Consider the following 24,117-nt stretch of genomic DNA (forward strand, 5'->3'; position numbering starts at 1 on the left):
TCCCCCGCTCCGTCGATACTACTCCTAATCATCTGATTGGGAGGACTCAACATGGATACAGGCACACATCTTGTTATGGGAATCGGACTCGCCGGACTCGCGGCCATCGATCCTGTAGTTGCTGCAGATCAATCGATTCAGACAGCCGTCCTGCTCGGCACGGTAATCGGTTCGCAAGCGCCGGATCTGGACGGTCTTCTTCGATTAAAAGGAAATGCCGTATATATTCGCAACCATCGCGGCATTTCACATTCCTTGCCCGCAATCGCCATATGGACGATTCTGATCACCGGCATTCTTCAATTATTTTACGGCGGCAGCCTGCCATGGCTTCATATTGGAGGTTGGGTACTTCTTGCCGTTTGCGTTCATGTTTTTACCGATTTGTTCAATACGTATGGCACGCAGGCGATGCGTCCTTTTACAGATAAATGGATCTCATGGAACATTATCCATATTTTTGATCCGATCATCTTCACAATACATGTCATTGCCATTTTACTTTGGGCTGGCGGGTTCGTAAATCCTGCATTTTTATTTCCGCTTATGTACTTATTTCTAGCCGTCTATTTTGTATGGCGAACGATCACAGCCAAGAGCACGGTACAAAAAATGAAATCGCTCGATGCCGAGCATCAGGAAGGTGATGTCTATATCGCGATTCCGACCATATCGCTCACGATATGGAACGTCGTCAAGCAAGTGAAAAATGGCAGCTTCGTCATTGGCAATCTGCGAAATGACACCTTGCTATGGCTTGACCGCGTGCAATGCTCGGAGCATCCCGCAGTCGCAAAATCCAAGAACGATCCAGCCATACGCTCCTTTTTGTATTTCACGAGCTTCGCTTGCGCAGATGTCCGTGAGCATCAATGGGGCTATGAGGTAAGATGGTGCGACGTTCGGTATCGTCACCGCAAGCAATATCCATTCGTCGGGGTATTGCTGATGAACAAAAGCTATGAAACCATCGGCTCCTATGTTGGCTGGCTAAGCGACGAACGGTTAATGAAACGATTGCGAATAGATACTTATTGACATGTACGCCTGAGAGCCCTTAGCTGCAAAAGAGGAAGCTGAAGAACTTATGTTTTCTTGAAACAAAGGAAAGGCTAGAATGAACAATACCACCCTGTACTGAAAAACCGGTACAGGGTGTCGTATTTTGAGCTTTATATACTTTGTTCTTATTTTGCGATCTTCAGAATTCGCTTAGGTTTATACTAAGTGATGAAGTCGTTTAACCAGCATCCTATCCTTATCTGTTTCGTACTATTTCAGTGCCTTCAAAGCAATAAGGAGGACTTTCTTTTTTTGGATACAATAATAAGGCGCCATCTAATTATCCCTGTGATAAAATAGAGCTTACAATAGTAAAGAAGCCCAAGGCAAGCCTGGGCTTCAATTCATCATTGTATTAGAAACGATTAACGGGAACCGCCAGAAAGCTGTTGCTCAGCAATTTGGACTAGCTTTTTCGTAATGTAACCACCAAGGGAGCCTGCATCACGAGTCGAAACATTGCCGTAGTAGCCATCTTGAGGAATTTGCACGCCCAGCTCTTGTGCTGCCTCAAGTTTCAATTGTTGTATTGCTTGGTTAGCTTGTGGAACAACAAGTTGATTGCTTCTGTTGTTTCTTCCTGCCATAATGTATTTCTCCTTTCGTCCTCTGCACTTTGATGTTTGTTGCAAGCTTGCAAGCTTATTATGTGCACCCTTGGGGAAACTATTCTAAAGTTTTAAAAATATATTGATGATTTATGATGATTTATTAAGGAGAGAAAACACCGTGTCCAAACCGCTTTCCCTGTTCTTTTCAGTGCTTGCCATCGTATTTATGAGCGCAATGGCCGTATCCATTAGCTATAATGGCTGGCTCGTATTATTATTTGGTTTATTGAGTCTCTTTACGATCGGAGCCGGCTTTATCGTGAAGGCTCGCTTGAGAAGAAAAAAACAAGGCTGACGCAGGAGCGTCAGCCTTCATTTTTAGCTGCGAGGAGAAAGGAAGCCCATAAGTTCCTTCGCATCGGCAAGCGTGCGATCTGCGATGACGGAAGCACGCTCAGCGCCCTGCTTTAAGATTTGATGAATCTCGCCTGAGCTCCGAATCTCATTGTATCTGGCTTGCAGCGGTTCAATTACTGAGACAACATGCTCTGCAAGCTCTTTTTTGAACGGCCCATAGCCTTGCCCCTCATAGCGAGCCTCGATTTCTTCAATCGTCATATTCGCGCAATTAGAGTAGATGCTGATCAGATTGCTGATCTCCGGCTTGTTAGCCGGATCATATTTGACTTCCCGACCCGAATCGGTTGTCGCTCGGCTTATTTTTTTGCGAATGACATCCGGTGGATCAAGCAAGGCTATAAAGCTGCCTGCATTAGGATTGCTTTTGCTCATTTTTTTGCTTGCATCATCCAGCGACATAACTCTTGCGCCTACTTTCGGAGCATAAAGCTCAGGAATCGTAAAATAATTTCCGAATCTTGTATTGAAACGATGCGCCAAGTCTCGCGTCAGCTCCAAATGCTGCTTCTGGTCATCTCCTACCGGCACAAGATCAGCTTTGTAAATCAAAATATCGGCTGCCATCAGTGACGGGTATAAGAACAACCCCGCTCCTACAGAATCTTTGCCTTCCGATTTATCCTTGAACTGCGTCATTCTCTCCAGCTCGCCCATATTCGTAAGCGTCGTCAGCAACCATCCAAGCTCCGCATGCGCGCGGACATGGGATTGAACGAACACATTCGCTTTATTCGGATCGATTCCTGCAGCAATAAATAATGCAGCTACCGCCTCCGTTTGCTCCCTAAGCGCTGCGGGGTCCTGAGGCACTGAGATAGCATGCAAATCCACTACCATAAAATAACATTCCTCTGTATGCTGAAGCTTAACGAAGTTTTGCATGGCACCGATATAATTTCCAAGTGTAAGCTGACCGCTTGGCTGAATGCCGGAAAGTACCTTTTTCATTCCACGTCTACCCCTTTTTCGATTTGATTATGGAATCATAGCGTTAAAAAAACGCAAAAAATCCCCCGCCGCAAGGGACGAGGGACCGTGGTGCCACCCTAATTCGCTTATAGTACGCTTTTTTTTAATAATAAGCGCATCTTTAAAACCCATAAGCCTTGTTGCTCCATAACGGGGAGCTTCCGTACAAACATCTTCGGCAGCAGCTGCCAATTTCCGTTCATAGGCTCCGGGGTCCATTCAGCATCGTCGATTGCACCGGTTCGCAGCATCCACCGGCTCTCTGCACGCAAATCAATCGAGCTTACTTATTCCCATCATTGCATTTAAGACGATTATACCTGTGTAAGATTGAATGTCAAGCGCGCAAAAAGTTGTCCGATTGAAGGTGGACGGTGCATAAGCTATGCTTGCGAGTCCCACAACTCATTTTTTTTAGAATAATAGCGTGAATTCCAATTGGCCATATTGTAGTTTGATTCGAACAAAATGCTTGCTGACCACGAATTCGCGCTTGCGCGTACGGAGAAATCATACAGAATTTCTCCATGTGTCCATTCGCTGCGATACTTGAGCGCTTCGATCGCCATTTGTTTAAAGGCTTGAACCTGCGCAGCGGTCAATCCCTTATCCACGTTTTCAAACTTTCCATTTTTGCTCTCGATTGGATGATGCCTAACTCCAAACTTCCCCACCGCGTTATTGCGAACATGAATTAAAACGGTACCTGCAGTTGCATTCGTGAGCTCACCCTCGAGCTGTCGAAACACAAACTCTACTTGACGAGCGAGCGATGTGGATTCCAGTATCATAATATTTATCCTCCTTTTGAATTAATTTGGAATGAGCTCCATATAGGACTCTTCGCAAATTATGTAGTTCATTTCTATCATTTTCAATATAGGAATCCGTTTATTTCAGAAAATTCTAATTATTCTGACTTAATTTAATTTAGTTATTCCTTTATTATACATAATAAAATCAGACTTTTGGGCTACTTCCGAAGCTTACGAGACTTTGGAGTCCGCAGCAGCTGCTTTTCAATTGAAAATATCCGAAACAGCCTATTTTTCATCCTTCCCCCTCCTTTTCAATAGGATTTTTGGACCATACAAATTATGCAATGTAAAAATAAACAAAATAAATGCCAATTACCGATTATAGTATCATTATCTAAATATTGTTACACCGAAAACGTATTTGGTATTTTCCGAAAAGCCAATTGCGTGCACTATTATTATTTATTTTTATGAATCGACAATTATAGACCAATTTCGCAACGGGTGCTATAATATGGATAATCTAATAAAAGGAGCGTTTTCATAATGATTCAATGGTACTATTCGCTTTCCGTGCGCAATAAGCTGCTGATCACTTCCTATCTAAATTTAGTAGTATTTGCCCTCATTATGCTTCTCATTTTATCAGTATCTGGCGGCTCGATTATTGCTGGCATATTCGTTACGATCATTATGGCAGTCGCTACGCTCCCGTTCGTTTCTTTTATTGAAAAATCCATTAATAATTCCTTCGACGAGATTAAAGGAACCGCATTACGCATATCCAAGGGTGACTTCACCCAAAAAATTGACACCAACTCCTCTTCCGCATTAGGTGAGCTGGGACATTCCTTTAATAGCATGATTGATAAGCTTCGCGAAATCCTTACGGAAACGTTCAACATTATCCGTCACGTATCCGATACGAGCCACAGCATATTTGACAAAAGTAATAATATCCAAATCGCCTTGCAGCAGGTGGCAGCGTCTGCCAACGAGCTTGCAACCGGCGCAAATGAAATTTCCGAGGATGTATCGGACATGAGCGAGTCCATTACCGAGATTGAAGATAAGGTTTCCGACTATGCCACTTCTACCAAAGAGATGAACACTCGCTCTGAACAGACACTTCAGCTTGTTGACAAAGGCATGAAAGCTCTTGATGTACAAGCAGATGGCATGCGCCGCAACGTTGAGGCTACGGAGAAAGTATCTGCTACAATTGAGGATCTTGCCCGCAAAGCACAAGGTATTAGCGCAATTACAACAACGATTTCAGATATAGCAGAACAAACGAATCTCTTGTCTTTGAACGCTTCGATTGAAGCCGCAAGAGCAGGCGAGCACGGCAGAGGCTTTGCTGTTGTTGCGCAGGAGGTTCGCAAGCTGGCCGAGGAATCAAGCGCCTCAACAAAAGAAGTATTTAATTTAGTGAAGAGCATTGACGAAGGCATCAAGCAAGCCATCCGAAATATGAAGACTAACGAAGAGGTCGTCAAGCTGCAAACCGAGCATATTAAGGAATCCGAAGTCGTCTTTTCTGAAATTGTTGAAAGCGTTCAATTCATTACCGATAAAATCTATGTATTCTCCCAGGAAAGCGATGCGATGCTTGAAAGCGCGCGAAAAATTTCCGGAGCGATTCAAAATATTTCCGCGATTACGCAGCAATCTGCTGCGGGAACCGAGCAAGTATCGGCTTCTATGAACGAGCAAATCGCATCCGTGCAAGCGGTCGTCGAAGAGACCGAGCGTATGCGTACGATGGCAGCCCAACTGCTCAAAACGATTAGCGTATTTAAGATGAAATAATCATATGAATGGCTTCTATAGCAAAAGACCATGATCCTCCGTATAACTGCGGTGGGATCATGGTCTTTTTTTTAAGCTTGCTGCTTTGATCGATAGGCTGCACGCTGCTTCTTGCGCTCATCTTCTTTGAGTCTAGGGCATGTAAAGCAATAATAACCGCCGTCAACAAGATAATACAAGCAGCAAGCCGCTTTCATTCTAACTTGGCTTTCTGGGTCGCCTAGCGATTCCGTCATGCGGAATTTGACGTCGAACGGATTTTTGCTTCTGCCGAAGATAGCTCCATCCAGCGATTTCACAAGCTCAAAGTTCTTAACAGCCAGCTGCTTTACTTGCTCGCTTTCTTCTCCATTCATAAGCCGATCGTAGCCATAAGCCAGAGAGGTTGGAAGCTGACTCCAGAGCATGCCTGCCTGCAATGTTCCGACCTTGGCTATCGATTCAAATACAGGGCGAACAGTCTGCTCGAAAAAAGCGATAAGCGTATTTCTCGTCCACTCCCCATCATCTGATTATCTAGACGCAGCTATTAGGTCAATGTTATGCATAAGGAAGGAGGTTGCATAATATTCATGCTCATTATAAGCAGCCTTATAAATTTGAACAGTCAAATTGCGAAGTGATAAGTCCGGTACTTTGTTCCAAGCGGAAAGCATATAAAGCAGTCCAAGCATCGGTCCTCTAAACCAGCTTGCCATATATACTTCTCCTACAGATGGGTCTGTTCCTTTTACCAATGGCGTATATAGCTCTAACAATGACTTCATTTTGTTCTCATCCAGCAAATCCGATGCAGGACAGCTGAATGCGAGGTTTTCCGGCTTGCTAGCCGTTAGATCATAGCTGCTCTCCAGCAGCGCAACCATAGCGTCATTCATCGATTTACTCGCCCTCTCTTGTCAGACCATGTACAATAATTAACTATATTATTATACAGTGAATGACAATGATTATCAATTAGGCTTAGACATCGTAACGGTCAGCTCACCAAGCTTCTCGATTTGAACCGTAACTTTGTCACCGGGTTGCAAGTAAACGCGCTCATCTCTCGGATATCCGATCACTACGCCTTCAGGAGTTCCCGTTAAAATAATGTCACCTGGAACGAGTGTCATATGCTTAGATATGTAGCTAATGATCTCTCGGCAAGAGAATATCATGTCCGCTGTATTGGAATGCTGCTTTTGTATGCCATTCACTCTGCAGAAGATGGAAAGTTGATCAGGATTCGGCACTTCGTCAGCTGTAACAAGGTATGGCCCAATCGGCGCAAACCCATCACAGCTTTTGCCAAGCATCCACTGAGAGGTGCGGCGCTGCAAATTGCGAGCCGACAAGTCATTAGCACAGCTATAGCCAAAAACATAGTCAAGCGCATCAGCTTCATCGATGTTTTTGGCTGTTTTTCCAATAATGATCGCAAGCTCGGCTTCATAATCCACCTCGTCGCTGGTGTTCGGCAGCTCTACAAAGTCGCCGTGAGCGCTTAGCGCATTAGCAAACTTGTTGAACAAGATCGGCGAGGTTGGAATTTCTGCTTTTGTTTCCTCAGCATGCTTGCGGTAATTCAGACCTACGCATATGATTTTTTGCGGATTCGTAACGACTGGTGCATATGATAGCTTGTCTTCCTCAAGCAAGCAGGAACGTTTTGATTCATCTAATACAGACTTGATCACAGCTGTAAGCTGAGCAGCTGTCTCATCGCCGCCTGCCATAGCTTCATCAATCGTTTGCGGAGCAGCTATTCCAAAAGCTTGTGATGCAGACGCTACATCGATAATCCCTTCCTCAACCTTAACGCCAAGCCTCAATTGATTTGAATGCTTATAGTGCAGCAGCTTCATTTAAGCGCTCTCCTTTGTTTGGCAAATAGAATCTGTATTTATCTTAAGCTTCCGCTTTTTTAATGTAAAGCGCATGGAAGGCAAACACATGGGAATAATAGCGGCACGTCTCATTTAATTTTGACTGCGAGGACTGATAAAGCGTGTGGAATGTTGTATGCAAAATGGGGATAACTACAGTTGGCGCTGCTTTAATAGGTTTCTTGCTTCTGAATATGACAGCAGGCTCCTCTATCGCATCTGCCAACGGAAAGCAGATAATAGCGGCACATCATCCATCCAAACAAGGTAAGAAGCGACGAGCAGCGGACATGTCATGGGTCAAGCTGAACAAGCAGTTTCCGAGCGCCTTTCTCACCAACGGACCGCGCCATGCGAAGCGAGTTGCATTAACGTTCGATGACGCTCCTGATCCTAGATACACGCCAGCAATATTAGATGTATTAGCCCGTTATGATGTTTGCGCCACCTTTTTTGTTGTTGGAAATCGCGCCTCCAAAAACCCTTCGATTGTAAAACGAATACATCATGAAGGTCATATTATTGGTAATCACTCATACAACCATGCCGTACTGTCGACCCTTACCTTAAACAATTACCAAAAACAAATTTGGAGCACTGATGCAATTATCAAAAGCATTGTTGGCTATTCCCCTCACTTCATCCGTCCGCCCTATGGCGAATTGCTGCCGCAGCAGGTGAGATGGAGCAAACAAGCAGGGTTTACCATTGTGAATTGGGATGTGGATTCGATCGATTGGAGAAACAACCCAAGCAGCGCGGCGATTATGCAAAATATAAAAAAAACGCTTCAACCAGGATCAATCGTGCTTCAGCATGCCGGCGGCGGGTCAGGCCAAAATTTATCAGGTACGATTAACGCTTTGCCTAAGCTTATTCAACTTCTCCAAAGCAAGGGCTATGAGCTCGTGACGCTGCCTGAGCTTATTGGACAAGCTGCAGCCCGCTAAATCAACAAAAAAAAGAAATCCGCTGATTGAAGCGGATTCCTTCTAGTCGAATTATTCTAAAACAAACACTTTAACGTTTTGGATGCCAAACGACCTCGCTTGGCTCGTAACGCCTGGAACAAATATATCGATACGGTTGCCTTTAATAGATCCTCCGATATCGGTTGCAGTCGCAGCCATACCGCCTTGCGGCAAGCCGTTGTAATCATATCCGGTAACATAAAGTTTTGTTCCCAGCGGTATCATCTTAGGATCAACAGCGACTGTCCCTACCTTAAGCTTATCGCCAAAATAGTCGACTGCGCCCCATTTCCCATTCTCCGATGCTGCTGCAGTGTAAGCAGTAGCTTGTACGATTAAAGCTTTGGAGTAATCGTATTCTTTGCCATTCATGGCTTTGATTGTCTTCGTGGAACCAGCGGCGGATGCTGCCAGCGTTTCCTGTTTCTTGGCTGCTGATGCTTCTGTAGTTATAGTTGTAGTTGGAATGTTTAATTTTATGCCTTTATATAAATTAAGCGGATCGACTTTTGGGTTCGCTTCCATTAATGTATCCAATGGAACGCTATATTGCTTGGATAGCTTCCAGAATGTATCATTGTCAGTCGTAGTATGTGTTTTTGAAGCTGCATCAACCGTTCCAGCCGCCATCATGACGGATAATCCAATTACTGCTGCTGCCATTGTTCGTTTTTTAAACATCGGGCAAATCCTCCTGTGCACTTCCGACGTTTCACAACCTCGGCAGCGTTATTGTAAAAGAATAGTTAAGGGCGACAAGCGCCCTTAACCTTAACCATTTCATTCATTAGTTGATTAATATTAACCAGTAAATTCTTGTACCCATTCGCCGTTCACATAACCAACGCCGATTTTAGTGAAATTAGCGCTAAGAATGTTCGCGCGATGACCGGCACTGTTCATCCATGCTGTCATAACCTCTTGCGGTGATCTTTGACCGGAAGCAATATTCTCACCAGCGTAGGAATAAGTTACTCCGAAAGAACGCATCATATCAAAAGGCGATCCGTAAGTCGGCGATGTGTGGCTGAAATAGTTGTTTACATCCATGTCTCTTGCTTTCTCAGCAGCTACTTTCGTAAGCAAAGCATCGCTTTTCAAAGCCGATAATCCAGCCTTCGCGCGTTCTTGGTTTACTAAGTCAACGACTTGAGTTGTGAATGTGCTTGCCGTAGTACCACTTCCCGTATTGCCGCCAGTCGTTGTTCCTGGTTTAGTTGTCGTGCCTGTTCCTGTGCTAGGCTTCGTTACTGTGCCTGTTCCTGTGCTTGGTTTAGTTACTGTACCAGTGCCTGTACCAGGGGTCGGCTTAGTCGTTCCAGCATTTCCATTAGATCCGCCTTGCGTTGGCATTTGAATCGTACCGCCGTTCAGAAGCTTGCTAATATCTATACCATATTTATCTGCGATCTGTTTAAGCATATCTTGGTTAATCGTGCCTACAGGGCAGTTCTGAAAAGTGGAGTAAGTTTTCACAGCCGGTGCTGCACCTGCGGTTGGAGCCGTAAAGCCTACGCCTGCGCCAATTACTGTTGCTGCTAGTATGCCTGCGACACCTACACGTATTGGTTGCATCTTCATGAATAATTCCTCCTATAATAAGATAGTTTTTTTTAACTAAACGTCTGTGGGCTGAAGCTTTATTCAGCGGCACGTTCGTTTTGTTTGCGTGTTGTTCTTCCTGACGCCACCTATCTTACCATGGGGTTTTTGCTGTTTCATGACACAAAAACTGGGAAATGTCTAAAAACAGCTTGCAAAACAGCACCATTACAGCTTTATGAGAATATGCTCATTACTGTTATTAGCTGTTTTTTGCTCTTTTTATAGCTGTCCGCTAGCTTTTCGCAGCTCATTTGCCAGCCGATGGATTTCATCACGCTCCGTCTTCGAGCTGGCTTTGAACCATGCGGGAGACAGCCAAGTAGAGATGATTTTGTTAGCATCCTCTGGACTCATTTCAACATCCCTCCAATCACGAACGAGCTCTAGGAAGGAGACTTTATTAACCGAGCTGCCTGGGCATGTTTTGCCTGGATTCAATTCACGGTGAAACTTAACCTGAGCTTCAGAAAGCTTCCACATCGTCATAATACTGCTTGTTAGCTTCACAGACGTTGCCAGCTGCACACCCTCAAGCTTCTCGGCGCCAACATCAAAATTTCCGATCATTTCGAACATAAAGGGATGAGTGCGATCGTTATCCGAGTCATTATAGCCGACCGCAGATGCTGGCGCTGTCAGCAATGATCGGCCTTCCCATATATAGCCATCCGGGTCGATAGTCGCATGCTGCGCAATGTCGCCCCAGTTTTGCGTAATCGTATGAAATCGCCACATCGCTTGAATGATCTTCATTTTGTTTGTCGCTTTGCGATAATCCGCAATCGTCGGCTTCCATGTTCCATGCACATGAACCTGCGAGAACTTTACCTTTGACACGAATGGCTTCAAATAATCCATATACTCCGCATACGTGAACCTGCGGAAGTTTTTGCGTTCTACGGTCATCATGCATCGCTCCCTTTGAGAAAATCATTGCAACATCATATGCATCCTGCAACAAGCCCGAAACGGCAGACAAGCAAAAAAAGCAAGCCGCGGGGAATATACCCGTAGCTTGCTTCCTATTATTGCGGATAGGCGCTGACAGCCTCGTTACCTGCTGCCGAGCTTCACGTTGCCAACCTCAGACCTAATGTCAATTTGAATATCGCCGCTTCCAATTTTGCCGTCTACATTCCGTTTGGAATCATTGTTATCGGTTAAGCCAGCCCATTCCACCTTACTGTTTCCAACATCTTTCTGTATACGAATCGCTGCTGATTCTGGTTGTTTATCTACATTAATGGTTACATTGCCCGTATCGGATTGCAAAGCAATATCATTGCGAAGCTCTTCATTTTCTATGCGAATGTTGCCGGTGTCTGTTTCGCCTTTGATGCTGCCTACTCCGTCCGTAAAGGTAACGTTGCCGGTATCTGTCTCAAACACGATGTCATTAAAGCTATAATTCGATACTTTCAGATTGCCGGTATCCAACTTCACGTTGAATTGGTCTGCTTTCAGCTGATCGATAGAAATATTGCCGGTATCCGTTTTGATATCGACGGTATCCCACAGTTTCTCAGGCAGCTCGACCGTCAGCTTTAGATTAATAATTGAAATGCCAAAGGTGAAATTGTTTTTTGTGTTACCCTCAATATAGAGGGTATCGCCCTTTGAATCAGCCGTAAACACAATTTTGTCATTATATTTTTTGCTGGCGCTGCCTTCCAGCCGCAATTGAATATCATCTGACGTTCCACGAACAAACGTGACATTAAACGTATCGGTTTCTGCATGAATAGATTTAATCGCTGACGCATCAACGGTCTTTTCCTGCAAATAGGGGTCGCCTTTAAATTTCATCAAATCATTTTTATTAAAAACAAAAAATGCGCAAAGTACTCCAACGCCAAGCATGATTAAAGCAAGAGCTGCCAGCTTCTTCATTTGTTATTCCCCTTTACAATTCTTGTGTTGAACTTCAAATATTTCAAAGTCATTTTATAGAAGGATGCTGTTAATGCCTTTAAGCCGATGATGAGCAAAATCGTAAGCGAGCTTGTAATCAAGCCCAGCGTCAAAGCCTGAGGAAGCGTAAACGTTCCGTTCCACATACTCTCTATGACGATTCCTACGCCAGCAATCCCAAGCGAAGCAGCTGTCGCCCATAATGCGAGGAGTACGGCAGCCAAGGCCAAGTATGGACCTAATATGAAAATAATATTGAATAGTCCAAGGCTAACCGTTGCGAACACAGCACGTGACAGCTTGCCGAAGCTGTTGTTCGTCTCAGCCTGGCCTACCCGGTAGCCAAGCAGCAGCTCATTGGCAATCATTCTCGGATCTCCCAGCTCGCGTGCTGCATCCTCTTCGCTCTGGCCGTTTTCAACCGCTTGTTGAAAATGAATGTAATAATCGTATAACCATTCCTTGCGCTGTGCCTCCGGTATTTTAAATAGCAAACTCTCTAGCTCCAACATATATCGATCTCTTGTCGTCATGGCTTTAATCCTTCCTCTACGATTTCGTTAACTGCACTTGTGAAATTTTCCCATTCTGCGATTAAACTTCGCATATGGCTCCACCCTTCTGGTGTTAAATGATAGTACTTTCTCGGGGGACCTTCATTTGATTCCTTCAAATAGGTCGAGAAGTATCCATCCTGTGTCAATCTGCTCAATAGCGGATAGACGCTGCCTACTGCTACTTCGAATTTTTCGGAAATTTTGACTGCAAGCTCATAGCCGTAACGATCACCTCTAGTTGCCAGCACTAGCACGCAAATTTCAAGCACGCCCTTTTTAAATTGGATGTTCATTTCTTGTCCTCCATTTGTGAAATCGAGCTTATCAGCCTCGTCTGCTCCGTTATAAAACATAACTCAGTATTCACTATTATAGTATAGCGTTGCGCAAATATTTGCTGTTTTGTATAATTTACCACATGCTATTCTACAATGCAAGATAGTGTGCAAAAAATAATACCTCCAGGCTTCCGGCTCACGCCAGTTCCTCGGAGGTATTGAATAGCATTAGTTCACGCTAATGAACTTGCCTGTCGCTTGCGATTCGAATGCGCACAAAATAACTTTGAGCGAAGCACGGCCGTCTTCACCGCTTACTGCAGGCGTTGTATTCGTAAGAATGCTTTCCAGGAAAGCATCAACCACGCCGCTAGTCTCCTGCTTGTCATTCGTCGAGATAGCGCCAACCTTATGCTTCTCAACTGTACCGTTGCGCAGTTCAACGATCACTTGATCGTCTGGATGCGTACCGATTTTCATTACGCCGTTCTCGCACCATAGAATCGTGCTGTTGTCCTCGCCTTTGTAGTAAGTCCAGCTCGCTACCAGCGTTCCGATAGCGCCGCTCTTCATGCGAAGCAAGCAGGATGAGTTATCGTCTACTTCGGTGCCTTTTTTGTCAAGCGTACCTACAAAACCAGCTACCTCCGAAACCTCATCGTCAAGCATCCAGCGGATAAGATCGGATTTGTGAACGCCAAGGTCGCCCATTGCGCCCATAATCGCTTCCGGCTTGCGGAAGAACCAGCTGTTTGCGCCATCAATGCTCCAGCCGTCTGGACCAGGGTGACCGAAGGATGTGCGGAATGTCAGTACTTTGCCAAGAATGCCTGATTTCAATACTTGCTTAGCTTTAACATGCGGCGGCATAAAGCGTTGGTTGTGGCCAACCATTAGATGAACGCCGTTTTTCTTAGCAGCCTCGATCATCGCTTCTGCTTCCTCGTCTGTTACGGCCATTGGCTTCTCAACAAGCACGTGGGCGCCAGCGTCAGCTGCAGCAATGGACATAGGCGCGTGCAAGGCATTTGGCGTACATACGCTTACCGCATCCGGCTTGATCTCTGCCAGCATCGTTTCGAAATCTGCAAAGGCTTTGCCTCCGTGCAGATTTGCATAAAGCTCAGCGCGCTCAATAATTGGATCTACGAAAGCAACAAGCTCAACATTCTCATGAGCCGCATATTCCGGGATGTGACGATATTTAGAAATCGAACCGCAACCGATAACTGCTACACGAACTTTTGACATAATGATTTTTCCCCTGTCTATTCTAAATTAGTTTATTTGCTTAAAAAATTCGTTTTCATCCATTCCATGCTTTCCGAAACAGCTTCAAGCGGCGGGTTTGCGCATGTGTCCTGCTCAACGATAAGCCATTCAACGGATGCTTTAGAAGCAGCTTCAATGATTGGCAATAACGGCAAATCGCCGCGGCCAAGCTCAACGGTATCGATTTGCTGGCCTTTCTCGCCGCCGCGGAAATCCTTCAAGTGGAGTAGCGGCAAACGGCCTGCGTATTTTGCAATATATGCAATCGGATCTACACCGGAATACTGCACCCAGCCGATATCCATTTCAACCTGCAAGTATTGCGGGTCGATACGCTCATACATGGCGTCAAAAACGATTTGACCATCAATTTCCACTTCAAATTCGAAATCATGATTATGGTATGCGAATGTAATGCCCGCTTCACGGAAACGCTTTCCATACTCTTCAAATTTTACGAGATGGCCGCGAAATGCTTCCGTATCGCGAGCGTCAGCTGGAAGCCAAGGACAAATCGCATATTTTGCACCGATCGTTTGAAGATAAGCGATTTCTTCTTCAAGGTTTCCTTCAAGCAAATGCAAGCCGATGTGGCTTCCGATTGCTTTCAGGTTCAGCTCTTGCAGCAGGTCGCGCATCGCTTCCGCCTTGATATCTCCGTAGCCGGCAAATTCTACGCCTTCATAGCCCATTGCGGCAACCTTGCGAAGCGTGCCTTCAAAATCCTGCGCTATAGCGTCGCGTAATGTGTACAACTGCAAGCCAATATTCATTCTTGTCATGTGAGCTGCACTCCCTTATATTTTTTATTTTGATGTATTTGATTTTGCTTTATGCCTTCATTATATCGACAGTTTCATGTGAAAAACAGTTGTTTTATTAGTCTTTTCTTATGCGATTTTGGTCAATGCCTATTTTAATGGCTAAAAAAAGAGAAGCAGCTCAGAGTTAACCAACAAAGGGCTGTGACTGAGCTGCTCTTGTTCATTAGATGTTAATCGTAAATGCCAATGACTTGGAACCCGAAGACAGCTTAGCACTATTGCCGCTTATTTCGGCTTCCGTGCCTTCTACGGATACGATATCTCCAAGACCTTTCAGTGCAATCGTGAAAGGTTTGCCGCTGCCGTCTACTTTGATCGAAATCGCGCTGCCTTGACGGCTTGCCGTTACCGTAAGCTCAGTTGCGCCTTTTACATCGCGAACCATCGTTGCAGCCGTCTTGCCGTCCTCGAGATTATGAAGCTCTAGCAACACGCCGTCGGCATAATCATAATCCGGACGGACATCATTTGCTCCAAGCGCAATAATCGAGTTCGGACGAACAAATAACGGTAAGCTGAAGAAATCATATTTCTCTTTGCGCCATGATCCGCCCTCTACGATTTCACCGGAGAGCAGATGCGTCCATTTGCCCGCTGGCAAATAATAAGTGACATGGCCTTGCTCATTAAAGATTGGAGCTACAAGCAAAGAATCACCCAGCATATATTGGCGATCAAGAATTTCACTTGTTGGATCTTCAGGGAATTCAAGCACCATCGCGCGCATCGAAGGCAAGCCAAGCTCGGTAGCTTGAACAGCTGTATTAAACAAGTAAGGCATAATGCGGCATTTCAGCTTCGTGAAGAAGCGCGTTACATCTACCGCTTCGGTATCATATGCCCAAGGCACTCGGTACGATTTGCTTCCATGCAGGCGGCTGTGGCTCGACAGCAAGCCAAAGGCTAGCCAACGCTTGAATACATGATCAGGCGCCGTATTTTCAAATCCGCCAATGTCGTGGCTCCAGAATCCAAAACCAGAGATTCCGAGCGATAAGCCGCCGCGAAGACTTTCTGCCATCGACTCGTAATCGGCATAGCAGTCGCCGCCCCAGTGAACAGGGAATTTTTGGCCGCCGGCAGTAGCGGAACGGGCGAACAAGGCCGCTTCGTTTTTGCCAAGCTTCTCTTCCAGCACTTCAAATACAACTTTATTATAAAGCTGCGTGTAATAGTTATGCATTTTCATTGGATCTGAGCCATCTGAATACACAACATCCGTAGGGATACGCTCGCCAAAATCGGTTTTGAAGCTGTCTACGCCCATGTCTACTAGCTCGCGCAAATAGCTCGCATACCACTCGCAAGCAGCCGGGTTCGTGAAATCAACTAGCGCCATGCCTGGCTGCCACAAATCCCATTGCCATACGTCTCCGTTTGGTTTTTTCACTAAATAGCCGTTTTGCTTGCCTTCCTCGAACAAGCGCGAGCGCTGCGCGATGTAAGGATTGATCCATACGCAAATTTTGAGCCCTTTTGCTTTCAAGCGTGCAAGCATGCCGACTGGGTCTGGGAAAACACGCTCGTCCCATTTGAAATCCGTCCAGTGGAATTCGCGCATCCAGAAGCAGTCGAAGTGGAATACATGCAGCGGCAAGTCGCGCTCTACCATGCCGTCAACGAATGAATTAACCGTCGCTTCGTCATAATTAGTTGTAAAAGATGTCGTCAGCCATAGACCAAACGTCCATGCCGGCGGCAGCGACGGCTTGCCTGTCAAATCGGTATATTTGTTAAGGACATCCTTCATGCTAGGACCGTCGATAATGAAATATTCGAGTGATTCGCCTGTAACGCTGAACTGTACTTTTTTCACTTTCTCCGAAGCGATCTCAAACGATACGAGCTCGGGATGATTGACGAATACGCCGTAGCCCTTGTTCGTGATGTAGAAAGGTACGTTTTTGTAGGCTTGCTCGGAGCTTGTGCCTCCGTCTTTGTTCCAAAGATCGACGACTTGACCGTTTCTTACGAACGGCGTAAAGCGCTCGCCTAGGCCATAAACCCATTCGCCAACACCAACATCCAGTTCCTCGCGCATGAACGTATTGCCATTGTTCTCTTTAATGTAAGCCATCGATTTTTGCGTGCTGCCCGTAATGCGCTCGCCGCCGCGGTAGAAATCGACTGCCCATACCGGGCCTTTACGTATATGAACGCTTAGATTGCCGCTTGTAAGAACGGCCTCGTTTTCGTTTTCTTCAATAACAACATGATCGCCGGTTTGCGAGGATAGCTCGAATACCGGACCGCGTTCCACGAGGCCTGCGTTATGCACGAGCTTAACACCGATGATGCCTGGCAGCGGAGAATGAAAGTGAACCGTCAACAGCATCGTATCCAGCATATTTGAACGCGTTACGATGGGCTGCGGAGATGCATAAGCCGTCAGCTTGCCTTCATTTTGCTCAAAATCATGTACCTGTACCGCTCCTAATACTTTGTATTCATCACGAATGAGCCAGTTGCCGTCTGTAAATTTCATGGACTGAACCAACCTTCCTGTTTTGTTTATTTGCTTTCCTGCATAATTGCATTATACTGATAGTTAATCGAACTAATCTAACAAAATCATGCTCATCTATAGCACTATTCTGACGAAATGCCTCTCTGGGAGCCATTCATCATGAATCAAACATAGGAGGCACTTGCAAAATGGATCAAACAATACGTCATGCTTTAAAGGAAGACCGTCTTCATGGCGACAACATGTTCCCGCTTGCAGCCTATTGGATTGAACATCATGAAGCCGGTGTCCCCGTTCTCGATTGCCACTGGCATGCTGAAGCTGAATTTTTTTATGTGCTTGAGGGTGAAGTACTCTTTCAGGTAGATACCGATTATTTCCCTGTCCGGGCAGGCGAGGCCGTCTATATTGATGGAGGAGATATTCACGCTGGACATGCTCTTGGCGATAAAGCATGTTCGTTTTGCGCAATCGTATTCGATACGCATTTGCTTGCAAGTGCAAGCTACGATGCTGTGCAAGAACGCTATATTTCACCGCTTCAGGACAAGAAACGAACGTTCCCGAGACATATTCAGCCAAAGTCGGATTGGGAACGCGCGCTGCTTCATCATTTGCAAAGCATCATGAGCGTTTACGAAAGCCAGCCGCCCGGTCTTGAGACCGCGGTGAAGGGTCGCTTCTATTTGATGCTTCACGAAATCGCAGCTGTAGGTGCCTGCTGCAATCGCAGCGAGACGAGCACGGCAGACACAACTAAGATCGACAGACTGAAGAAAGCCATCGTGTATATGCAGCAAAACTTTCACAGACCCATCCGAATCGCAGAAATCGCCGATCAGATTCCGATGAGCGAGGGACAATTTTGCCGTTTCTTCAAGACGATGACCAGACAGACGCCAATCGAATATTTGAATGCTTATCGGATAAGGCAAGCGACCGAGCTGCTGCTCAGGCCCGAGCTCAAAATATCGGCGGTAGCACTTGATGTCGGATTCGATCACATTAGTTACTTCGTTAAAGTATTTCGCAAATTGATGAAATGTACACCTTCGCAGTTCCGCAAAAAACAGCTCGAAGCGCCGGAACGACGAATATGATGAGCAAATAAGCCGCATTTAGATGACTTTTTAACAAAAGTTACAGCTTTGTAACCAAATACTCACCGAATTTTAAGAATTATTTAATAATTGTCAGTTACACTTATAAAAAAAAATCCTTCGCGGGATGGAGGTCCATACTATGAAAACAATGCTGATATTCCAAAATAAATCGATACCTGTCTATTTAACCGATACGAATAAGCAAGCGATTGAGAAGCTGACCGCAGTGCTTAACCGCAAGCTGACTACAGGCAAAAACGCTTTAAAAACATGTATTAAATCTTTGATCAGCGTAGAAATTGTAGGCAGCGAGGCAACGCTTCATTCTTATTTTGAGCGCGACACGCTAACTATTTCTCTTTACTAAAACGGTCTTCGACTAAAACTAGCGATATGACTTTCGTCTGCTTAAGGCATTATGAATAATTCGCGGTGAAAAGCTTTCTAAATAGGGTGCCCCGTAGGATCTTCTCAGATCTTACGGAGCACCCTATTCGTTATTTCGTTAATAGTAAACTTTAAAGTTGTGTACTTAACTTGCAGATTATATAATAGTGGCAAAACGAACGGAATGAGGAGCTTTCCATGAATATCGAGGTTACGAGCCATAATATCAAATTTCTTGAATGCTTTTCATCGGATACAAGAATCAAAATCATTGAGCTGTTGAATATCAAGCCCATGAACATTAAGGATTTGGCAGAAGCGCTCGGCATCTCGTCGGCTATTGTAACCAAGCATATTCAGAAGCTCGAGGAGGCTTTAATTGTTACGACCGAGAGCGTCCCAAGCACGAGAGGCCGCCAAAAAATTTGCCACTTGACGCTCGATTCCGCAACGCTGCAATTCCGCGTGAAGGAGAAAAAGGATCAAAACCGTTATGCCGTATCGATTCCGATTGGCCAATACTCCTCTTACGAGGTAAAGCCGACCTGTGGACTGTCGTCCGACACCAAAATTATCGGAATGGTTGACGACCCGCGCTACTTCTCTGATCCCGAGCGTATGAAAGCATGCCATCTCTGGTTCGGCAGCGGCTATATTGAATACCGTATCCCCAATTATTTGGTCGGCAAACAAGTCGTCAGAAGCATTTCAATCTCGCTTGAGATTTGCTCAGAAGCACCGCATTACAATGAAAATTGGCCATCTGACCTTTCTTTTTATTTGAATGATGTATGCTTAGGTGTATGGACTTGTCCAGGCGACTTTGGAGCGGTAAAGGGCGTATACACCCCGGCTTGGTGGGAGCTCGGAACGCAGCATGGCTTGCTTAAGCAGATCACTATCGACTCTGAGGGCTCCTACATCGACGGCATTCGGATGTCTGACCGGACCGTAATGGATCTTGCGGTTGAATACGGTGAAGATATCAGATTCCGCATAAGCGCACCGGAAACGGCTACCCATAGCGGAGGATTAAGCATGTTCGGCAAGCAATTCGGCAATTATGATCAGGATATACAGGTTTATATCGCTTATTAATGTTTAAGGCTTGATAAAACAGTATAAACCTTATGGCGGTTCGTCTCATTTATAACAATAAAGGAGCTGTCCCAAAAGTGTTCGCACGGAATGGGAACATCCCAATTCTGCTCGTTTACTTGTTCCTAACTATGAATTTTTTTACCAGTTAGCTAAGAGCCCTGAGCTCCTTAAAGTTACTTTTTACAGGCTTTTTCGCTTATTCCAGCGCTCATTTTTCTAATCCGTAAGTTTGAAATAAAAGGCTATCTCAAATCATTTACGTTTTTGTGGAGTTAACAGGAAAAGTTCCATCTATTTTCCTAATAAGACGTTCAGTTCGTTCCTTTAGCTGGAAAAACTCCCGTTAATCTGAGCACTTTCACCGAAATAGGGTCAAAAGCGAAATATTAACGGGAGAAAATCCATCTAAACCTGATTTTTACAAAAAAAACTTGAAATAACGGGAGTTTTTCCCGTTAATGCTGCCTAAAGAGGGCTCAGCCCCTTTTGGGACAACCCCTTCTTTTATACCGTTATACCGCCGTTGTCGCCTGCTCCTGCTCTTGGTGCGGCGGTCTGCCGCCACCGCGGCCGCCGGTACGAATCGTAATCGACTCGGCCACCTGCGAATCATCCTTAAGCATAATGGACAAATATCATCCGCCTTCAGATCCGCAACCCGCGGCTTCCATCTCCACCATTTGCTCGTTCTCGAAGGGGACGGAAACCTTTTTGTCGTATCCGTCACTTGAATGTCTACCGTCTCGTCTGTGAACATGGCACCCCTATCACGTCCGCGCCTTCTGGAGCCGTTCCATCTCCAGCGGGAGCTTGCGGGCGTTCACCATCGGCTGGTTGTTCGCCCCCTACTGGCGGCTGCTGTCCTAATCACCAGAAGGCATTTCGCCCGTGCCGTCTCCTTGCGGAGGTCCGCCTTGTCCCATCGCTGACGTGTAGAGCGTTATCGTCTGCCCGTCAATCGAAGTTAAAGAATGCTAGCTAAGCGAGCGCCGCTTCCAGTTGCCCGATAGAAATAGAATCGTGCCGAACCAACCGCAAATAGAAGCTATTATTAATAAAACCGACAAGGATACGCTAGTTGAGAGCGACGCACTGAGGATAGGCCCAAGTGTACCGCGAACACCGAACAGCATCAAATGAATCCCGAACACCATCGCCTCCCGGCCCGGCGCTAACCGGAACACAAATGCCAATATGCCGATATCCCAAATCGCTTCCCCGATTCCTTGAATCGCATTTCCTGTAATGACTGCAGCGTAGCTGCCCCATAATCCGTAGAGCATCGGCACGACTGCATACGCAGCAATACCGCAAAGCAGCGTATAATTAATATCGATCCGATCGATCATCCAGCCCGCAATCCAAAAGGTAAGCAGCAGCGCTGTAAAATAAGCGACCCGAGCATAACCAATTTGCACGTTGGTCAGCTCTAGCACATCGACCTGAATAATTTGATAGAGAGGATTTGCTAGCATATTGCCAAAGCCTGAAAACGTAGTAGCCGCTAAAAAAACAGCAAGCGTTCGATTTTCTTTAATAAGCTTCCATTGCTCATGCAGTGGAAAACCGCCCTTTTTCAGAACAGCTGGCTTTGCTTCCGCCTTTTTGTCTGGCAGCTTTATCGTATTAAATAAACCTATTGACAGCAAGCCTGTAATAGAAGCCGCTATAAGCGGACCCGAAGGGCCAAACGCATCCGACCAGCTTCCGACAATGTAAGCGAGCGGAATCATGATGATCCCCATCGCTACACGCACGTAGCCCATCAATCTGCCCCGCAAGTCGGAAGGATACATTCGCGATACTAGCGCGGCATACGCAGGAGCCTGAATGCCCATCAACAATTGAAATAGAAGCGCCGCGATCACATATACGGATGGATAAGCAAAAAAAGCAGGCAGCAGCAGAAGCAGCCTTCCGATCGCATTCGGTATAATGACGAAAGGACGTGGATTATTCGCTTTCTCGATCCAATTCGCCCAATAGGGTGAAAACAATAGACCAACTGCTGGTGCAGCCGATAACAAGCCCACTTGAAAATTAGTTGCGCCCTGCTGAATCGCAAATGCAATGTAGAATTGATTCAGTACGACATTAAATAAGCTGAATAAACAGGATGCGCCTAGATCGATGCGGGCGTTTCGCCATACATTAACGCTCATTGGCATTCCGAATTTTAAAATGCGCGAGCTTGCTTTAGCCTCGGGTTTCATGTGGGCAGCTACCTTCTTCTTTTTTGTTTGTGAAAACGCTTTAGAGGACCCTTTGCACCGCAAAGGATCCTCACTTGCACTTCATTTGATTGGATATTACTACACTCCTCTCCAATTGTACAGCATTAGTTGGAAGGAGATTTTGCTTCTTTCGCCTAGCGTTCCTGCTTACGGTTCTTCCTAATACTCCGGTAGTATGATAGACTTTTTCTCAAACGGTTAAAGCCATTTTTCATATTAATTGGAGGGTACTACGTGAGTATAGCACTAGGAATTGATATTGGCGGCACAAAAATAGCATTTGGATTTGTAGACGAGCAGGGCTCGGTTATTGCCAAAGGCTCGCTCAAAACCGACCTTTCAGTCGGGCCGGACGAGATGCTTGCGAGAGTCGCCGACGCGGTCAAGCAGCTAGCCGAGCAAAACGGGCTGTCGATTGAGACAGTAAAAGGTGTTGGCGTAGGTGCTCCTGGCCCGCTCAATACGCAAAAAGGCGAGCTTACCTGCCCGCCGAACTTAAAGAGCTGGTGGGGCTTCCCCGTCGTAGAAGCGCTTAAAGCACATTTGCCTCTTCCTATCAAAATGGAGAACGACGCAACTGCAGCTGCGCTTGCTGAGAAATGGATCGGGGCTGCGCAGGATTCGGATCATTTCATCTTCATTACGATAAGCACAGGAATTGGCGCCGGCATCTTCATGCACGGCAAGCTGCTAACCGGTTCAACAGGCAATGCGGGCGACGCGGGCTTCATGCTCGTGGATCAAGCGGGCACGCCATGGGAAGTGGTAGCTTCAGGAACAGCCGTTGCCCGTCAAGCGACGGAGATGCTCGGCCGTGACGTTTCTTCCAAAGAAGCCTTTGAGCTGGCGGCGCAAGGCGATCCGCAAATGTCCGAGCTTGTGAACCGCGTGTTTACTTCAATCGGCATGGGCTGCGTATCGCTCATCAATATACTCGATCCGAACAAAATCGTCATCGGCGGCGGCGTTTCGCAGGTCGGCGAACCGCTTTTTGCAGCGGTACGGGATTATGTATCCAAAAATGCGCTTAACCCTTCCGGCAGACAAGCTGCCATCGTTCCAGCACTGCTGCAGCAGGATGCAGGATTAATCGGCGCAGCCGCGCTGATTCAGCAAACGTACTAGTAAAAACAGGGCAGTTCTTCAAGGTTGCTATACCTTAAAGGACTGCCCCTTCTTATAGCTTGTTGCGATCATTAACAGCTGCTGACTTTTGCGCGCCGCCCCAGCGGGAAATTGATCTACAATGTAGATCTATTTTCACCAAACTAGCCCCATCCGCTGAAATCAGTCTAGAAAATAGACTTATTCCCGCGCGACTGCCCGCGATCAGCTGCAATTGCGCTGTGTTGTCGAGTGGATCTTCCTCACTTTTAATGCACTTTTAATACTAGCTCTGACGAAGACCGTTCAAATAAGTTTGGATTGTTGTTTTCAAGCTTTCATCAATGGCATAAGGCATTCCAAAGCCGCCCTTCTGCTCAATAGAAGCAAAGCCGTGCATAAAGCTTCGCAATCCCCGCACGATGTGTATGGACTGATCGCGATCAAGCTTATAATAGCTTAGCGTCTGCACTAATAGGTCAACCAGATGCTGTCCGGCAGCAGCATATTCAGCCTCATCGGCATCCGGCGAGCGCAAAGTCAGATCATATAGGCCCGGGTGCTTCCTTGCAAAAGCGATATATGCCGCAGCTATCGCATGTACGGCCTCATCGCCGATTTTATCATTTAGCGCTTCACTAATAGCAGCAGTCAGTTTCTTCAAGCCGTATACGGCAAGCTGAATACGTAATCCATTCAAGCCGCTCACGTGGTTGTATAATGAAGGAGAACGAACGCCAAGCTTCTGAGCAAGCGATGCAAGCGTCACTTCTTCTATGCCATGCTCATCCGCAATTGCCGCTGCCTCTTCCACGATGGTGACCAAATCCAGCCCTCTTCTAGGTGACAAGGCGAATCCCCCC

General features: G+C 46.0%; 25 protein-coding genes and 1 other annotated feature. Of the genes, 8 read left to right on the forward strand and 17 right to left on the reverse strand.

Going from position 1 to position 24,117, the window contains the following annotated elements; all coding sequences use genetic code 11:
• The first annotated feature begins 51 nt into the window (after positions 1-51).
• Positions 52-1,038, forward strand: coding sequence for a metal-dependent hydrolase (locus AC1TPC_RS00755; RefSeq protein WP_482064970.1), 987 nt, complete (start codon positions 52-54; stop codon positions 1,036-1,038).
• Between the two features lie 389 nt (positions 1,039-1,427).
• Here the strand turns inward: AC1TPC_RS00755 and AC1TPC_RS00760 are convergent, their stop codons facing one another.
• Positions 1,428-1,649, reverse strand: coding sequence for an alpha/beta-type small acid-soluble spore protein (locus AC1TPC_RS00760; RefSeq protein WP_482064971.1), 222 nt, complete (start codon positions 1,647-1,649; stop codon positions 1,428-1,430).
• A gap of 142 nt (positions 1,650-1,791) precedes the next feature.
• Here AC1TPC_RS00760 and AC1TPC_RS00765 point away from each other — a divergent pair, with 142 nt between their 5' ends.
• Entirely contained in the window at positions 1,792-1,968 is a 177-nt protein-coding gene (locus AC1TPC_RS00765) for a DUF5325 family protein (protein WP_169083723.1), read from the forward strand.
• Between the two features lie 23 nt (positions 1,969-1,991).
• On the opposite strand, the gene trpS is transcribed toward AC1TPC_RS00765, so the two are convergent.
• Complete coding sequence (gene trpS / locus AC1TPC_RS00770) at positions 1,992-2,981, reverse strand: tryptophan--tRNA ligase (RefSeq protein ID WP_482064972.1); 990 nt, start codon at positions 2,979-2,981, stop codon at positions 1,992-1,994.
• 70 nt (positions 2,982-3,051) lie between these two features.
• Positions 3,052-3,311: a binding site (T-box leader), on the reverse strand.
• 74 nt (positions 3,312-3,385) lie between these two features.
• Complete coding sequence (locus AC1TPC_RS00775; protein WP_482064973.1) at positions 3,386-3,793, reverse strand: O-methyltransferase; 408 nt, start codon at positions 3,791-3,793, stop codon at positions 3,386-3,388.
• Between the two features lie 516 nt (positions 3,794-4,309).
• Here AC1TPC_RS00775 and AC1TPC_RS00780 point away from each other — a divergent pair.
• Positions 4,310-5,572, forward strand: coding sequence for a methyl-accepting chemotaxis protein (locus AC1TPC_RS00780; protein WP_482065317.1), 1,263 nt, complete (start codon positions 4,310-4,312; stop codon positions 5,570-5,572).
• 71 nt (positions 5,573-5,643) lie between these two features.
• On the opposite strand, the gene AC1TPC_RS00785 is transcribed toward AC1TPC_RS00780, so the two are convergent.
• The 3 genes from AC1TPC_RS00785 to AC1TPC_RS00795 form a co-directional block, all read right to left on the reverse strand.
• Positions 5,644-5,979, reverse strand: coding sequence for a (2Fe-2S)-binding protein (locus tag AC1TPC_RS00785; RefSeq protein WP_482064974.1), 336 nt, complete (start codon positions 5,977-5,979; stop codon positions 5,644-5,646).
• A 105-nt stretch (positions 5,980-6,084) separates the two neighbouring features.
• Positions 6,085-6,450 carry a hypothetical protein gene (locus AC1TPC_RS00790; protein WP_482064975.1) on the reverse strand — a complete coding sequence of 122 codons (366 nt, stop codon included), beginning with the start codon at positions 6,448-6,450 and terminating at the stop codon, positions 6,085-6,087.
• 75 nt (positions 6,451-6,525) lie between these two features.
• Positions 6,526-7,419: a fumarylacetoacetate hydrolase family protein gene (locus AC1TPC_RS00795; protein WP_482064976.1), complete on the reverse strand. Its 894-nt coding sequence runs from the start codon at positions 7,417-7,419 to the stop codon at positions 6,526-6,528.
• A gap of 164 nt (positions 7,420-7,583) precedes the next feature.
• Here AC1TPC_RS00795 and AC1TPC_RS00800 point away from each other — a divergent pair, with 164 nt between their 5' ends.
• Positions 7,584-8,390: a polysaccharide deacetylase family protein gene (locus AC1TPC_RS00800; protein ID WP_482064977.1), complete on the forward strand. Its 807-nt coding sequence runs from the start codon at positions 7,584-7,586 to the stop codon at positions 8,388-8,390.
• Positions 8,391-8,441: 51 nt separating this feature from the next.
• On the opposite strand, the gene AC1TPC_RS00805 is transcribed toward AC1TPC_RS00800, so the two are convergent.
• The 9 genes from AC1TPC_RS00805 to yicI form a co-directional block, all read right to left on the reverse strand.
• Positions 8,442-9,092, reverse strand: coding sequence for a 3D domain-containing protein (locus AC1TPC_RS00805; protein WP_482064978.1), 651 nt, complete (start codon positions 9,090-9,092; stop codon positions 8,442-8,444).
• Positions 9,093-9,212: 120 nt separating this feature from the next.
• The gene (locus tag AC1TPC_RS00810; protein ID WP_482064979.1) at positions 9,213-9,992 is read right to left on the reverse strand and encodes a CAP domain-containing protein; all 780 of its coding nucleotides are present in this window, start codon (positions 9,990-9,992) and stop codon (positions 9,213-9,215) included.
• Positions 9,993-10,235: 243 nt separating this feature from the next.
• Positions 10,236-10,925 (reverse strand): peptidoglycan recognition protein family protein, encoded by a 690-nt coding sequence (locus tag AC1TPC_RS00815; RefSeq protein WP_482064980.1) that lies wholly within the window; start codon positions 10,923-10,925, stop codon positions 10,236-10,238.
• A gap of 144 nt (positions 10,926-11,069) precedes the next feature.
• Positions 11,070-11,906 carry a DUF4097 family beta strand repeat-containing protein gene (locus tag AC1TPC_RS00820; protein ID WP_482064981.1) on the reverse strand — a complete coding sequence of 279 codons (837 nt, stop codon included), beginning with the start codon at positions 11,904-11,906 and terminating at the stop codon, positions 11,070-11,072.
• Positions 11,903-12,460: an HAAS signaling domain-containing protein gene (locus tag AC1TPC_RS00825; protein ID WP_482064982.1), complete on the reverse strand. Its 558-nt coding sequence runs from the start codon at positions 12,458-12,460 to the stop codon at positions 11,903-11,905. The genes AC1TPC_RS00820 and AC1TPC_RS00825 overlap by 4 nt, the downstream gene beginning before the upstream one ends.
• The gene (locus AC1TPC_RS00830) at positions 12,457-12,777 is read right to left on the reverse strand and encodes a PadR family transcriptional regulator (protein WP_482064983.1); all 321 of its coding nucleotides are present in this window, start codon (positions 12,775-12,777) and stop codon (positions 12,457-12,459) included. The genes AC1TPC_RS00825 and AC1TPC_RS00830 overlap by 4 nt, the downstream gene beginning before the upstream one ends.
• Before the next feature lie 213 nt (positions 12,778-12,990).
• Entirely contained in the window at positions 12,991-14,013 is a 1,023-nt protein-coding gene (locus AC1TPC_RS00835; protein ID WP_482064984.1) for a Gfo/Idh/MocA family protein, read from the reverse strand.
• 32 nt (positions 14,014-14,045) lie between these two features.
• On the reverse strand, positions 14,046-14,816 hold the full coding sequence (locus tag AC1TPC_RS00840; RefSeq protein ID WP_482064985.1) for a sugar phosphate isomerase/epimerase family protein: 771 nt from the start codon (positions 14,814-14,816) through the stop codon (positions 14,046-14,048).
• A 205-nt stretch (positions 14,817-15,021) separates the two neighbouring features.
• Entirely contained in the window at positions 15,022-17,343 is a 2,322-nt protein-coding gene (yicI, locus tag AC1TPC_RS00845; RefSeq protein ID WP_482064986.1) for an alpha-xylosidase, read from the reverse strand.
• 170 nt (positions 17,344-17,513) lie between these two features.
• Between yicI and AC1TPC_RS00850 the strand changes: the two genes are divergently transcribed.
• The 3 genes from AC1TPC_RS00850 (at position 17,514) to AC1TPC_RS00860 (ending at position 19,913) form a co-directional block, all read left to right on the forward strand.
• The gene (locus tag AC1TPC_RS00850) at positions 17,514-18,425 is read left to right on the forward strand and encodes an AraC family transcriptional regulator (protein ID WP_482064987.1); all 912 of its coding nucleotides are present in this window, start codon (positions 17,514-17,516) and stop codon (positions 18,423-18,425) included.
• A gap of 142 nt (positions 18,426-18,567) precedes the next feature.
• On the forward strand, positions 18,568-18,795 hold the full coding sequence (locus AC1TPC_RS00855) for a 3-dehydroquinate dehydratase (protein ID WP_482064988.1): 228 nt from the start codon (positions 18,568-18,570) through the stop codon (positions 18,793-18,795).
• A gap of 218 nt (positions 18,796-19,013) precedes the next feature.
• Positions 19,014-19,913 carry an ArsR/SmtB family transcription factor gene (locus AC1TPC_RS00860; RefSeq protein ID WP_482064989.1) on the forward strand — a complete coding sequence of 300 codons (900 nt, stop codon included), beginning with the start codon at positions 19,014-19,016 and terminating at the stop codon, positions 19,911-19,913.
• A gap of 977 nt (positions 19,914-20,890) precedes the next feature.
• Here the strand turns inward: AC1TPC_RS00860 and AC1TPC_RS00865 are convergent.
• Complete coding sequence (locus AC1TPC_RS00865; RefSeq protein ID WP_482064990.1) at positions 20,891-22,129, reverse strand: MFS transporter; 1,239 nt, start codon at positions 22,127-22,129, stop codon at positions 20,891-20,893.
• 255 nt (positions 22,130-22,384) lie between these two features.
• Between AC1TPC_RS00865 and AC1TPC_RS00870 the strand changes: the two genes are divergently transcribed.
• Positions 22,385-23,275 (forward strand): ROK family protein, encoded by an 891-nt coding sequence (locus tag AC1TPC_RS00870; RefSeq protein WP_482064991.1) that lies wholly within the window; start codon positions 22,385-22,387, stop codon positions 23,273-23,275.
• A gap of 265 nt (positions 23,276-23,540) precedes the next feature.
• Here the strand turns inward: AC1TPC_RS00870 and AC1TPC_RS00875 are convergent, their stop codons facing one another.
• Positions 23,541-24,104 (reverse strand): TetR/AcrR family transcriptional regulator, encoded by a 564-nt coding sequence (locus AC1TPC_RS00875; RefSeq protein WP_482064992.1) that lies wholly within the window; start codon positions 24,102-24,104, stop codon positions 23,541-23,543.
• Positions 24,105-24,117: the final 13 nt, after the last annotated feature.

It is taken from the genome of Paenibacillus sp. Y280 (assembly GCF_056786335.1).